Raw genomic sequence first — 12,762 nt, forward strand, 5'->3', positions numbered from 1 at the left:
TTTAAATTAAAAACGAATTAATCTTAATATATCATTGTAAAAAACAATAATAAAAAGACCTAATATAATAAATATTCCAATTCGTTGGACTGTTATCTGAACAGACTTTGGCAATGGTTTTCCAAAAGCAGCTTCAACAGCATTTAGAAATAAATAACCGCCATCAAGTGCAGGTAATGGAAGTAAATTCATCATTCCAATATTAGTACTTATAAAAGCCATAGTCATTAGAAAAATAATGAAACCGCCTTTTGCTGCTTCACCTGCCACATTTGCAATTGCAATTGGGCCACCTAAATTAGATAAAGGGATTGATCCTGTAAATAACATTTTAATTGCATTATATGTCAAATAGAGTTGATTTAAAACAGCATTATATCCTTTTTGTACTGCTTCAGAAAATGAAATTGCTTTTGAAATTTCATTTGGCATTGTAACACTTTGTGACATAAACTGGATTGGGAAATCCATAAAGACTTGAGCACGGTTTAAATGATCAAATCCGTTTCTTAATGGAATGGAGCATTTTAAATTTTCTAAATTTCCATTTTTATTAAAAACTTGCATTTGAACATTCAATTTATCTGTTTTATTTTGATTTAATTGCAATGACTTTGGAGCGGTATCGAGCCATGAATATATTTGCAATATAGAAAAAATACGACCAACACCCTCAATAGAATAAATAGTATCACCCGTTTTTAGTCCACAATTTTTCCATGCTTCTATCGCGGGAATGAGTTTGTCATTGTTAGGCACTGCTTGATAATTTGAAATTGTTTGATCTGAAGAAATAAGATCTTTTGACCAATCTATTTTTTGATTTGATTTATTTATTAAATAATTTTCAGACCATTTTTTTATATTAGGGTCATTTAAAGAAACATGAATTGTTTCTTTTTTATTTAATCTTAAGAACTCAATTTCAAATTTTTCATTTACTATTTTATTAAGATGAATTTTTTCGGCAAGAGAATAATCCGATTGAGATTGTGTAATTGACTCTAATTTCTGAGTTATTTCATAAAAAAATTGAATATTTTTATCTTGAATTCTAGTGATTTGATCGCCATTTTGTAACCCGATAGCTTGAAAAAAACTATTTTTACTAATGTGAACATGGGAAGAATTAAAAAGGGCTGATATTCCAATTCGACCAGAAGATTGTTTGTTACCTAATGCTGTTTCAATTTCTTCTTTAGAAGGAGTGATTTTTAGCTCTTTTTTTAATCCATTGCTTTCAATTTGAAGTGATAAATTTTTTTCAGGTGAAGAATTAATTTTAGCAGATAGATCAGACCAATTTTCAATTTTTTTATTATCAATAGCTAAAATTTTATCACCAGTTTTTAAACCAGACTTTTCTGCAACAGAATTAGGTAAAACATAGATTGTTGCTGGTTTAAAAGGAAGACCATGAAAGTAGATAAACGTCATTACAATAAAACTTAATACAAAATTAGCAAAAGGTCCTGCGAAAGAGACGATAGCTCTTTTATGAACTTTTGCATGTAAAAAAGATTTTTCTCTTTTTTCTAAAGGAACTATTTGTTCAATGTCGGAACCATAAAATCGAACATATCCACCTAGTGGAAGCCAATTAATTCGATAATCTGTGTTTCCCTTACGTATAGAAAATGCTTTTGGTCCAAATCCAATACTAAATTCTTCCACTTCAATTCCAAAGGCTTTACCTGCTATAAAATGACCTAATTCATGGACAAAAACAACAACGCCTATTAAAATAATAAATGCAATAATTGTATTAGAAAAAATAGATTGAAGAATTTCCATTCTTGTTACTTTACCTCTTTAAATAAATAGCGGATTCATTTTGTTTTAATGATACTTGCTCTGGAGTCATTCCAAAACGTCTTTCTCTTAACGAGTATTGTTTTAATAATTCAATCAACTTTTCTGTATCAAAATCAGGCCACAATACTTCATTGAAAAAAAGCTCAGCATAAGCAAGTTGCCAAAGTAAAAAATTGCTAACACGATATTCTCCACTAGTTCTGATAAACATATCTAGAGGAGGGAGTCCTTGAGTATCTAAACAACTTTCGAAAATTTGCTCATCAATGTCATCAGGATAAATTAGATTCTCTTTTACTTTTTCAACAATTTTTCTTACTGCTCTTAGAATTTCACCATGAGAACCATAACTTAAAGCAACACATAGATGCATCCCTGTATTATGATAAGTGTCTTTTTCAAGTGCTGAGATTAATTCTATGATATCTGAAGAAAGTTTTCTACGATCTCCGATAACCCTAAATCTAACATTATTTTCGGTAATTCTTTTATGCTCTTTTCGGATGTACCATCTTAATAAGCCCATTATACCGCCTACCTCTTCTTCTGGACGGCGCCAGTTTTCATCAGAAAAAGCAAACAAGGTTAGTGCTTCAATGCCAATATTTCCACAAAACTCAGTTATTTCTTGGACGCGTTCCACACCTTTGCGATGTCCTGCAATTCTTGGTAAGTGTTTTTTTGAAGCCCATCTTCCATTTCCATCCATAACTATTCCTATGTGACGGGGTAGTTTCAGAGGATTAAGTTTCGATTTATCACAATATATATTCATAGTTTTGCCTGTATTATAACTGCCTTGATAAATAAATACACATTTCTTAATTACCGAGCTTGAAGGCTAGATAATTATCCTAATTACAATTGTGCAATCTGGCACAACTAAAGACTTAAGATCAAGCTTCCTTATGAGTTGATTTAGAATTGACAGCACTTATCTATCGCATTACCTTAGCATGCTCTGTTGAGAACTTTAAATGCCTTTATCTAAAGCAGGATTAAATATGTCTTCTAATCTCTCCCAAAATAAAAAAACCGTATTAAGCACACAAGGATATAGAGGGACAAGAGATTTTTTCCCTAATGACCAACGCCTACAAAATTATGTATACTCGAAAATTCATAAATTAATGCACTCCTTCGGATACGAAGAATATAATGGTCCCATTGTTGAACATCTTGAATTATATGCGGCAAAATCAAGTGAAGAAATTGTGAGAGAACAGCTCTATTCTTTTAAAGATAAAGGGGATAGAACTCTCGCTATTCGCCCTGAAATGACTCCTACTTTGGCAAGAATGGTTGCTTCAAAACAAAAAGAATTATTAAAACCAATACGCTGGTATAGTATTCCAACATGTATGCGTTTTGAACGTCCGCAAAGAGGACGTCTTCGTGAGTTTGATCAATTAAATGTTGATATTTTTGGTGGTAATTCTTTAGATGAAGACATAGAAATTATTTTATCAGCAGTAGATGTTCTTAAATGTGTTGGTGCAAAATATGAAGATTTTGAAGTAAAAATAAATCATAGGGGAATTATTAATTCATTTTTAAGCAATATTATGAATGTACCAGAAGGTAACATATCTTCTCTTTTAAGACTTTTAGATAAAAAAGATAAATTAAGTTCTGATGAGTTTAGTGTTGAATGTAAAAAATTAAATTTAACTCAAGACCAAACAAATAATTTAGATCAATTCTTAAATTCATCTATTGAAGAAATCATTTCTTTATTAGGCGATTATGCCGCTCCTGCAAAAGAATTAAAAAATAGAATTGATTCTTTAATAGAACTTACTTCTGAAAAAGTGATTAAATTTTCGCCTGAAATTATGCGTGGGTTTGATTATTATACAGGAATGGTCTTTGAAGTATTTGATAAACATCCAGATAATCAAAGAGCATTATTTGGTGGTGGCCGTTACGATAATTTAATTGCTGCTTTTGGTGGTGATGATTTAGCAGGTGTAGGCTATGGAATGGGCGATGTCGCTATCATAAATTTTATGGAAGTACATGGTTATCTTCCTGAATTAAAAAAAGAGACAGATGTTTGTGTAATCCGTTTTTCTGAATCTGATCGTATTTCTGCATTAAAATTGTCGAAAGAATTAAGAGCTCTAGGATTAAACACAGAATCTCCAGTTACTTTAAGTAAATTTGGAAAACAAATTCAAAATGCCGAAAAAGTAGGAGCAAAGGCTGTAGCATTTCGTGGAAATGATGAAATGGTCAATAATACTTTTTGTGTAAAATGGTTATTAACTGGCGAGCAAGAGATTTATAATTATGAAAAGGAAGGCTTTGATCTTTTTTATAAAAAACTAAAAATGAATTGATATTTATTATAATGTTAAATTATTTTAATTTGTATAAATGTAAGATATTACATTTTTTACTGATCTAATAAAAATGTATAATCATATCATCTTGCATTGCAGCCAGAATTTTTTGTTTAAATATATAGGATATTTGAATTTTAGAGTCATTTCTTCAATGTAATAAAGAATTATAAAATCATAGATGTTTTCACATATTTTTTTTATAAAAATTTACTTATATTTAAAATTAATTATTTTGGAATATTTAGAATTAATAAAATTTCTTTATTGACAAGATTATATTCCATAAAGGTTTCATATGAGCTATCTTTTATTTCTTGCAAATTAAGCAAGTAGCTTAAATTCTATTTTGAATTTTCTTCAAAATAGAATTTAAAAATAGATAAAATTCTTCAAATTATTTATTCAATATTTTATAGTATTTTTTTCATAAAAATTTAATTGGAAATGCTTATTTTATTTAAGCTATTTAAGATGCTGTTCACTAAAATTTTTTCTTTTCCTTGAAAATAAAAATGACCACCCTCATATTCATTTTGTGAAAATTCATTTTCTGTAAAGTTTCTCCAATTTGACATTTCAATTGGTGAAGCTTTCATATCTTTCATTCCTGAAAAAATTGAAATTGGAATTTTAAGTTTTTCAAAATAAATAGGATTGTTATTTAGATTATGAAATAGAGTTAAATCATTTTTTATAACAGGCAAAAATAAATTTAAAAGTTCAGATGAGTTAAAAAATTCATCAGGTGTTCCCCCTATATCTTTCATCCATTTGATTAATTGTTCAGATGAATTTAGATATTCAGGTAAAGAAACATCTTTTTTTATTAAATTGGGAGGTTTTGTTGCTGATATTCCAAGCCATATCAGTGAGTTTTCTTTTTGGAAAGATAATTGATGTGCAATTTCATATGAAATATAACCGCCTAAGCTGTGTCCAAAAAGAGCAAGAGGTACATCATTTAAATTTTTTAAATATTTATCAACAAAATTTTGTAATTCATCTCTATTTCTAACAAAATCTTCTGAAAAATCTATCCCTCGATTTGGAAGATCTAAAAAACAGATATCCCAATTTTCTGGAAAAAAATTGCAAAAATTAAAATAAGTTGTAGAAGAACCACCTGCATGATGATTGATTAAAAGTCTTAATTTTGGATCTTTAATTTCATTTTTTTTATAAATATATTTATTGTATTTTATCATAAAATCTCCAAAGAATAATTTTTAATAATTATTCATTAAAATTAAATTTGAAGAATTAGGTAAAATCACTTTTCTTTCGATGAATTACCCAATTCATTATCACAGATTTTCTACCAAAAAAATATCTTTTGGGAAAACAAGCTTTTTGGTAATTATCCCACTCAATTAATATTTTATGGGCTTTTCTTAATTTAATAGTTGGGATTTTTGGAAGAAGATGGTGTGTTAAATGATAGTTATCTCCAAAAGGAAAAAAAATCATACTTGATAATTTATTTGGCATTGATCTTGTACTTTTTATAATTCCATTGATTTCAAGTCCAGCATGATCTGAAATTTCCATAAATACTTTTAAAAAATGATATAATGTTGCTTTTGATACAAACCAAAGTATTAAGAATATAATTACTTTTTTTAATGAAAAAATATAAATTAAAGTAACTAAAAAAATAAACCACCAGAAAAAAACTTCTAAAATTTCTTTATAATTAAAATAATATAAATTTCCAAAATTAGAACTTTTAAGCCATTTTTTATTTCGAATTGCCATTATATAAATTTGGTAACAACTTTTTTTTTGAGTTGGATCAAGTTCATTTATAAAAACAAAGTCTGGATCTTTGTTTTTTATTCCTAAATAACGATGATGTGCTAAATGAGATTTTCTAAAATATTTTGTTTTTTCAAATAGTGGATATCCTGCAAAAAAATTTGATAAATATTCATTTAATTTTTGATTGGAATATAAATTATTATGCGAAGCGTCATGTAAAATATTGCGAAGAGTTCTTTGATTAATACTAATTATAACTATAGATATAGGAAAAAATAAAAAGTGAATCCCTGCGGTTAAATACCAGCCAATGAAAATGCCACTCCAAAGATACAAAATTAAAAATGTTGAAAAAAGAGAAGATGGGTTTTCCAATTTTTTAAAATATTTTATTTTTTCTTTTGAATGAATAAAGTTTAAAGTATCAGAAATATCTTTTATATTTTTATGAAGAATGTTTTTTTCTAATTCAGCATTAGAACAATTTTGCTCATTCATTTTATTTAACCTTTTAATATTATATATAATTTTGTTTATTATATTTAATTAAAAGAGTCAAATCCTTTTTTTGAATGAATCCTGGATTAGTCAAAATGACTTCTTAACATCCAGGCTGTTTTTTCATGTTCTTCAATGCGAGCGGTTAGAAAATCGCTTGTTCCTGCATCTCCAGCTTTATTTGTTTCTTCGATCCAAGATCTTAAGTTGCGAATGATAGTTTCGTGATCTTCTAATAATATTTTGATCATTTCTCTATCTTTTGGAACTTCTTTTGTTTCTTTAAGACAAGTTAATTCTTTTAATTGGGAATATGTTGCAGGAACAAATTCTCCCAAAGAACGAATACGTTCTGCTATTTCATCTAAGCTATCGAATAGAGCATTATATTGTGTATCAAATAACTTGTGAAGGTTTTCAAAATACATTCCCGTCACATTCCAATGGAAATTGTGAGTTTTTAAATATAAATAGTACGAGTCTGCTAAGTAGTGAGAAAGTATTTCTACAATTTTAGCGCTATCCGATTTATTTATTCCTATATTTGCTTTCATACGTTTTCCTTTCAGAAATGAAGTTTATTTTCCTTCAATATTTTCAGGCTAGCATACTTTTTGGGGAGTTACTAGTAATTTAGACTAATTCTAAATATATAATTAGTATTATTTATATTTTTGTTATTGGTTTTATGAAGTTAAGTAGGGTAAGAGTATTAATATCGATCTCAGCTATTTATCTGGGCGAACGTAATCTAATAATCTTTTTTTGATATGTTTTGGCTTTAAGGCATGAATCTCAGGAACAATTCCGGCAAGTGGCATAGCATATTGATAAAATTCTTCTGTAACCCCATTTTCTTCACTATTAATCATACTCTTAGGCATTAATTTTGTTTTTTGAGCAACAAGTTTTAAATCACAAAGTGAAGTTTCACATTTATAAGTATCTCCAGGCAGGCGGATTAATGTAACCATTTTATCCGATTCTCCTTTCATCATATAGTGAACTCCCATGGATCCTACTAAAAAGGCATCGGCTTGATCAGTAGGAGAAGCCATTCCAGCAAGAGATCTTTGTAAATAACCAAGGGTATCGGCACGGCAGCGTAACTTTCCAAATGCTGTATTATATACTAAGTTTTTCTTGATTAAATTTGATAAATAATCGCCAAGTTTTCCTGAGCTTGATAATAGGGCGTTACCAAATTCATCTTTTTCACCAGCAAATTTTTCTTCACCAAGTTGATCTGCAATTCCCTCTGCTACAACAATAGTAGCTCTGCCAATACGATTATAGGTTTTTTGAACATCAGATAAAAATTTCTTCTCATTAAATTCAACTTCAGGAAGATAAATTAGATGAGGACCAACTTCATCATCATCTTCAATATCAATATGGCCTTTTTTTGCTAATGCCGTAGCTGCAGCGATCCAACCAGCATGTCTGCCCATAACAACATTTATTTTAACACTATTGAAAAAACTTCTATTATCAAGGTCATCTCCAGCAATAATGTGAGAAACAACCTTTGCAACACTTCCGTATCCAGGGCAATGATTTGTTACCATTAAGTCATTATCAATTGTTTTTGGGATATGTAGAATACGAACATCATATTGACGTTTATTTGCTTCTTCACGAATAAGTTGTGCTGCTTCAGCAGAGTCATTACCACCATTATAAAAAACAAACTTAATATTGTGGGCTGTAAAAACTTCAAAAATGCGATTAAGATCACTGTGTCTTGGTTTAATGCGGGCAGAGCCTAACGCAGCTCCTGGAGAATTGGCTATTGTGCGCCAAACTCTGGTATCTTCACTAGAAAGATCAATTAGATTTTCATAGAGAACACCATGGAGTCCATGGTATGCTCCATATACATGATTAATTTTATCTGGATAGTCTCTGCTTGCTCCCATAATTCCAGCAAGAGATTGATTGATCACAGCGGTAGGCCCACCTGATTGAATTATAAGAGCATTACCTTGAAGTGTCATGAGTGAAATCTCCAAAAATAAAAAATTATAGCAATTTGAGATGCTATAATTGTTAAATTACATTTATTAACTTACACTACCGAATATTAAATGCAATATCAAGTGGCTTGTCCTTAATAATTACATCCAAAGCCCTTCACTTCTTTCTGCGCCTGTAGAAATATAAACGCTAGGGACATCTATAAATTCTTCTACTTTTTTAATAAAAGCTTTATATTGTTTATTTAGATTTTGTCCTGATGCAACTTCTTCCCAGCCATCAACAAATTCTATTACAGGTTCAACGCTTTCCCATGCAGATGGTGTCATTGGATAGCCGACCATTTCTTTTTGTGTTCTCTTGTCACGATATGATGTGATAATTCCAATATGCTCAAGTCCTGCAAGAACATCTGCTTTCATAATAGCTAAACCTGTTAGGCCATTTACTTTGGTAAGGTAACGAAGTGCAACAAGATCGAGCCATCCTACGGAACGTGGACGACCTGTATTTGTCCCAAATTCATTTCCACGTTTGCGAAGTTCATCTGCAAAATCACCAAAGAGTTCAGCAGGGTAAGGTCCATTACCAACTCTTGTAGAATAGGCTTTAATAACACCAACAATATTTGTGATCTTCCAAGGAGGAATGCCTAAACCGCCAGCACATGAGCCAGAAACTAAATTACTGGATGTTACAAAAGGATATGTCCCAAAGCTAACATCTAGCATAGCGCCTTGTGCGCCTTCCAATAAAAGTCTACCGCCTTGAGCCATACGATTGTTGGCAATCATGGCGAGGTCTTTCATATATGGTCTAAGTTGTTCAGCTGTTTCAAGGAATTCTTCAAGAACTTTTGGTTCTAAACCTTCGTTTAATTGGGGCTGTGATTTTAGCCATGCTCTAAAATTATCTGGATTTGCAATTTCTGCAATTCGTGGTCCTTCTCTATAAGCACGGCTTGCATATGTTGGGCCAATGCCTCTTCCAGTTGTTCCGATTTTTGAGGTACTTTTTGAACGCTCTAGCTCTCTTTTGAGATCCATATTTTTATGGTATGGTAAAATTACACTTGCACGGTAGTCTACGTGTAGTCTTTCTGGAGTAATATCGTATCCTTGAGCCTTTATTTTTTTAATTTCATCTCTTAACACAAAAGGATCAACGACAACTCCTGCTCCAATTCCAATTTCGCAATTTTCTCTTAAAATACCAGATGGAAGAAGCTGAGTCACAATTTTTTCGCCGTTAACCCATATTGTATGTCCAGCATTATTACCGCCTTGCACACGGCAAACGAGGTCTGCTTGCTCTGCAAGAACATCTACAAGCTTTCCTTTTCCTTCGTCACCATATTGGACTCCAAGGACGAGTGTGGCAGATCCATGTTGTAGCTTCATTCTTTTCTCCCAAGTGTTTTTCTATACAATCACTTCTATGTGTGTATTTGCTTTGTGAAATAAGAACAGATTTCTGTTCGCGCAACTCTCACACATCCATTTTTAATCTTCAACATTTTAAGGTATGATTTGTGCATCATTTGATAGGAGAAATTTTGTGCAGAACTCTTTGAATGACTTTCGTTCCGCCTTGTTTGCTGGAGATTTTTATTTAGCTGAAAATATTGGATTAGTTCAAATCCAACAAAACGGCGAAAAAGCTGATTGGCTAAATGAATTGGGTATTTTATATTTAATGAAAGGAGATCTTCCTGAAGCTCTTCGTTTTTTTGATAGAGCCGTAGCTTCAGATAGTAATTTTATAGAAGCTCAATTTAATGCCTCTATTATTTTGAGTGATCTTGGGTTTTATGATGAGGCGGCGACTCGATTTGCAGATGCTTGCAAAAGAGAAGGAACACTTCTGGCTCAAAAACATTATGATATGTTTTTATTTTATCAATCCGTTCGTCGCTTTTCTGAAGCAGAGGAGGAAATTAAAAAAGCAATAGCACTATATCAAAACACCGATTATATTATTGAACTAGCAAGAAATTATCTTGAACTACAAAAATATGATGAAGCATTAGAACAAATAAATCATATTCTTACGATCGATCCAAATCATCCTATTGCAATAAATTTAAAATCACAGTGCATGCAATCAAAAGAAAACTTTATTACGAATCCAAACTCTGCTAAAGACATGGAAAGTAAATTATTAGCTTAAAAAGTTAATAATATTTTTTGTTTTTATCTTAGAAAGAAATCGATATATGAAGTTATTTTTTGTATTAGTATGTACTTTATTATTTCCTATTTTCTCTTTTTCTAAAGAGTTATGTATTAAAAATGATAAAGGAATTTTTTGTGGGGTTGAAGTTACTGTTGAAGAAAAAAATAATAATAAACCTGAAAAAAAAAGGGAATGTGTAGAGTTTAAAGGTAGCAAATTTTGCGGATATGATTGTAAAAAAACAATATTTGGCGCTGACTGCAAAAGAGAAAAAGACGAAAAATGTATTGAAAATATAAATGGTGTTATTTGTGGTTATAATTGCAAAGAAAGTGTTACAGTATCTGGTTGTGCTTCTAAGCCATTTTATGAATGTGTCATTCGATTTGGTGAAGTAAAATGTGGAACGGATTGCAAGTCAAAATATGGAAATTTGGAATGTGGTGAAGATGATCCAAATGCAAAATATATTAAATAATCATAATTCCATTTAAATTTCTGAATAATGTTTTGAAAATAAATCTGTTTGGAATGGATCTGGTTGAACTTCAATGATTCTAGATTTTTTGGAAGTTTGAATATTTTTACTATTTTTATGCAATTCATAAGAGATTCGCCAAAACTTAGCTAAATATTTAAAATCAAAATCATGATTATTTTGGCATAAAGTTGAGGCTTCTCCCTTTAAAACTTTATTAAATATTTTTCCGCCTTTATTATTAATGATAACAATGTTGGTAATTAAATTGGGTCTTTGACTTAACATCCATAAACCAGCCATGTCATATAGTGTTGTTAAATCACCAAATATGCCCCAATTTTCCGAAGAAAATTCATCTGCAAAACCTAGAAATGAGGATATTTGACCATCAATTCCATTTAAACCACGAGAAGCATCTATTTTAAAGTTTTTATAGTCATAAGATGCAGATAAATCCCAATTTCGAATGGGTAAACTATTTCCTAAATAAACTCGAGAATTTATTTCTATTATTTTGGATAAGTGATAAAAAATAGACTCCTCAGCTTCAGGATAAATTTCAAATAATTCATTTAATTTTAAGTAACATTTTTTATCTAAACTTAAAAATTGATTTATTTTAGAATCATCAAATGAATATTTTCTTATTTTTATATTTGAAAGAAATAATTCAACAGGAGTATTTATACTTTCTGTGTTTGGCATGCCAGGAAAATTACTATTTGAAATAGATAAAACTTTTATATTTTTGTAAGTCTCATCTAAATCTCTCCATATTCTGTGTGTTGGTGTGCCGCCAATCTTTAAAATAGAATCAATTTTAAAATCCGATTTAATAGAATGAGCCCATATTTTGTCTGCACAATTTATTCTTAAATGAACAAGATCTTTAGATTCTCTTATATTTGAAATAGATTCTAAGTATACTGGTGCATTTAAGTTCTTTATAAATTCAATAATTCCTGTGTAATTATTTTCATTTAATTGTGAAATAATTACAAGTAGGTTTTTACTTTTTGAAATAAAACTTTCTAATTTATTCTTATTATGATCAAATAACCTTGAATTTATTTCCTGCAAATTTATATTTTTATCGTTCTGAATAAAAGGAATTTCTTTAATATCTCCGCTTTGTAAAGGAATATCAAAACAGATATTAAAATGTAAAGGCTTATTCTTTGGAATGTTTGATAAATCAAAGCGCTGCCCTGGGGAAAGATCAAAACAGGCGCTCACATAAACTCCAAAAATATCTTTTTGCTCTGCACTCTGGGGAGATCCCGTGCTTCGATAAGATTTAGGCCTGTCAGCTGTTATTAAAATTAATGGCAAGTTGGAATAATATGCCTCCATAACTGCCGGAAGCAATTCTCCTACTGCCGTCCCTGAAGTCGTGATAATAGCAACAGGTTTTTTTAAAGATTTTATTCTTCCTAAAGCATAAAAAGCAGCGGATCTTTCTTCAAAGTGATTAAAGACGATTTTATGATTGCTTTTAATATTGCAAACAGTTTCAATTAAAGGAATATCGCGAGCTCCAGCGCAAACGTAAAATTCTTCAACCCCCCATTCTAGAAGATTGCAAATTATTTCTCTTGAATATTCTCTATTCATTTGATTTTCCCTAAAAATTTACACGAGGGAATGAACCCCACCAAATTTCCATAGCATAATTTTTAGTAGGGATCATAGAGCAAAATTATTTTTTAA

Annotated in this window: 11 protein-coding genes; 3 read left to right on the plus strand and 8 right to left on the minus strand. The window is 30.3% G+C overall.

Translation table 11 applies throughout. The features are described from left to right. Positions 1 to 6 precede the first annotated feature (6 nt). On the minus strand, positions 7 to 1,794 hold the full coding sequence (locus GCL60_RS00540) for a site-2 protease family protein (RefSeq protein WP_153417903.1): 1,788 nt from the start codon (positions 1,792 to 1,794) through the stop codon (positions 7 to 9). Between the two features lie 10 nt (positions 1,795 to 1,804). Further along, positions 1,805 to 2,590, minus strand: a complete 786-nt coding sequence (locus tag GCL60_RS00545; RefSeq protein WP_153417904.1) for an isoprenyl transferase — start codon at positions 2,588 to 2,590, stop codon at positions 1,805 to 1,807. 229 nt (positions 2,591 to 2,819) lie between these two features. Between GCL60_RS00545 and hisS the strand changes: the two genes are divergently transcribed. Beyond that, the gene (hisS, locus tag GCL60_RS00550; protein ID WP_161998021.1) at positions 2,820 to 4,157 is read left to right on the plus strand and encodes a histidine--tRNA ligase; all 1,338 of its coding nucleotides are present in this window, start codon (positions 2,820 to 2,822) and stop codon (positions 4,155 to 4,157) included. A 440-nt stretch (positions 4,158 to 4,597) separates the two neighbouring features. Here the strand turns inward: hisS and GCL60_RS00555 are convergent, their stop codons facing one another. From GCL60_RS00555 to GCL60_RS00575, 5 genes are all read right to left on the minus strand, one after another. After that, on the minus strand, positions 4,598 to 5,368 hold the full coding sequence (locus GCL60_RS00555; protein WP_153417906.1) for a thioesterase II family protein: 771 nt from the start codon (positions 5,366 to 5,368) through the stop codon (positions 4,598 to 4,600). 55 nt (positions 5,369 to 5,423) lie between these two features. Then, positions 5,424 to 6,419, minus strand: a complete 996-nt coding sequence (locus GCL60_RS00560; protein WP_153417907.1) for a fatty acid desaturase — start codon at positions 6,417 to 6,419, stop codon at positions 5,424 to 5,426. An 86-nt stretch (positions 6,420 to 6,505) separates the two neighbouring features. Further along, positions 6,506 to 6,973: a Dps family protein gene (locus GCL60_RS00565; RefSeq protein ID WP_153417908.1), complete on the minus strand. Its 468-nt coding sequence runs from the start codon at positions 6,971 to 6,973 to the stop codon at positions 6,506 to 6,508. A gap of 174 nt (positions 6,974 to 7,147) precedes the next feature. Continuing rightward, entirely contained in the window at positions 7,148 to 8,416 is a 1,269-nt protein-coding gene (locus GCL60_RS00570; protein WP_153417909.1) for a diphosphate--fructose-6-phosphate 1-phosphotransferase, read from the minus strand. 120 nt (positions 8,417 to 8,536) lie between these two features. Continuing rightward, on the minus strand, positions 8,537 to 9,796 hold the full coding sequence (locus GCL60_RS00575) for an adenylosuccinate synthase (protein ID WP_153417910.1): 1,260 nt from the start codon (positions 9,794 to 9,796) through the stop codon (positions 8,537 to 8,539). Positions 9,797 to 9,953: 157 nt separating this feature from the next. Between GCL60_RS00575 and GCL60_RS00580 the strand changes: the two genes are divergently transcribed. Together GCL60_RS00580 and GCL60_RS00585 are read left to right on the plus strand one after the other, a co-directional pair. Further along, entirely contained in the window at positions 9,954 to 10,565 is a 612-nt protein-coding gene (locus tag GCL60_RS00580) for a tetratricopeptide repeat protein (RefSeq protein WP_161998022.1), read from the plus strand. Between the two features lie 46 nt (positions 10,566 to 10,611). Further along, the gene (locus tag GCL60_RS00585) at positions 10,612 to 11,049 is read left to right on the plus strand and encodes a hypothetical protein (RefSeq protein ID WP_153417912.1); all 438 of its coding nucleotides are present in this window, start codon (positions 10,612 to 10,614) and stop codon (positions 11,047 to 11,049) included. Positions 11,050 to 11,061: 12 nt separating this feature from the next. On the opposite strand, the gene menD is transcribed toward GCL60_RS00585, so the two are convergent. Then, on the minus strand, positions 11,062 to 12,666 hold the full coding sequence (gene menD, locus GCL60_RS00590) for a 2-succinyl-5-enolpyruvyl-6-hydroxy-3-cyclohexene-1-carboxylic-acid synthase (RefSeq protein WP_153417913.1): 1,605 nt from the start codon (positions 12,664 to 12,666) through the stop codon (positions 11,062 to 11,064). Positions 12,667 to 12,762 lie beyond the last annotated feature (96 nt).

Origin of the sequence: Silvanigrella paludirubra (genome assembly GCF_009208775.1) — a bacterium.
Lineage (GTDB): Bacteria > Bdellovibrionota_B > Oligoflexia > Silvanigrellales > Silvanigrellaceae > Silvanigrella > Silvanigrella paludirubra.

What these genes read in the sequence shown, in the direction of transcription:
- GCL60_RS00540 (WP_153417903.1), bottom strand. Translation starts at nt 1,794, where the DNA reads ATGGAAATTCTTCAATCTATTTTTTCTAATACAATTATTGCATTTATT.
- GCL60_RS00545 (WP_153417904.1), bottom strand. Translation starts at nt 2,590, where the DNA reads ATGAATATATATTGTGATAAATCGAAACTTAATCCTCTGAAACTACCC.
- hisS (WP_161998021.1), top strand. Translation starts at nt 2,820, where the DNA reads ATGTCTTCTAATCTCTCCCAAAATAAAAAAACCGTATTAAGCACACAA.
- GCL60_RS00555 (WP_153417906.1), bottom strand. Translation starts at nt 5,368, where the DNA reads ATGATAAAATACAATAAATATATTTATAAAAAAAATGAAATTAAAGAT.
- GCL60_RS00560 (WP_153417907.1), bottom strand. Translation starts at nt 6,419, where the DNA reads ATGAATGAGCAAAATTGTTCTAATGCTGAATTAGAAAAAAACATTCTT.
- GCL60_RS00565 (WP_153417908.1), bottom strand. Translation starts at nt 6,973, where the DNA reads ATGAAAGCAAATATAGGAATAAATAAATCGGATAGCGCTAAAATTGTA.
- GCL60_RS00570 (WP_153417909.1), bottom strand. Translation starts at nt 8,416, where the DNA reads ATGACACTTCAAGGTAATGCTCTTATAATTCAATCAGGTGGGCCTACC.
- GCL60_RS00575 (WP_153417910.1), bottom strand. Translation starts at nt 9,796, where the DNA reads ATGAAGCTACAACATGGATCTGCCACACTCGTCCTTGGAGTCCAATAT.
- GCL60_RS00585 (WP_153417912.1), top strand. Translation starts at nt 10,612, where the DNA reads ATGAAGTTATTTTTTGTATTAGTATGTACTTTATTATTTCCTATTTTC.
- menD (WP_153417913.1), bottom strand. Translation starts at nt 12,666, where the DNA reads ATGAATAGAGAATATTCAAGAGAAATAATTTGCAATCTTCTAGAATGG.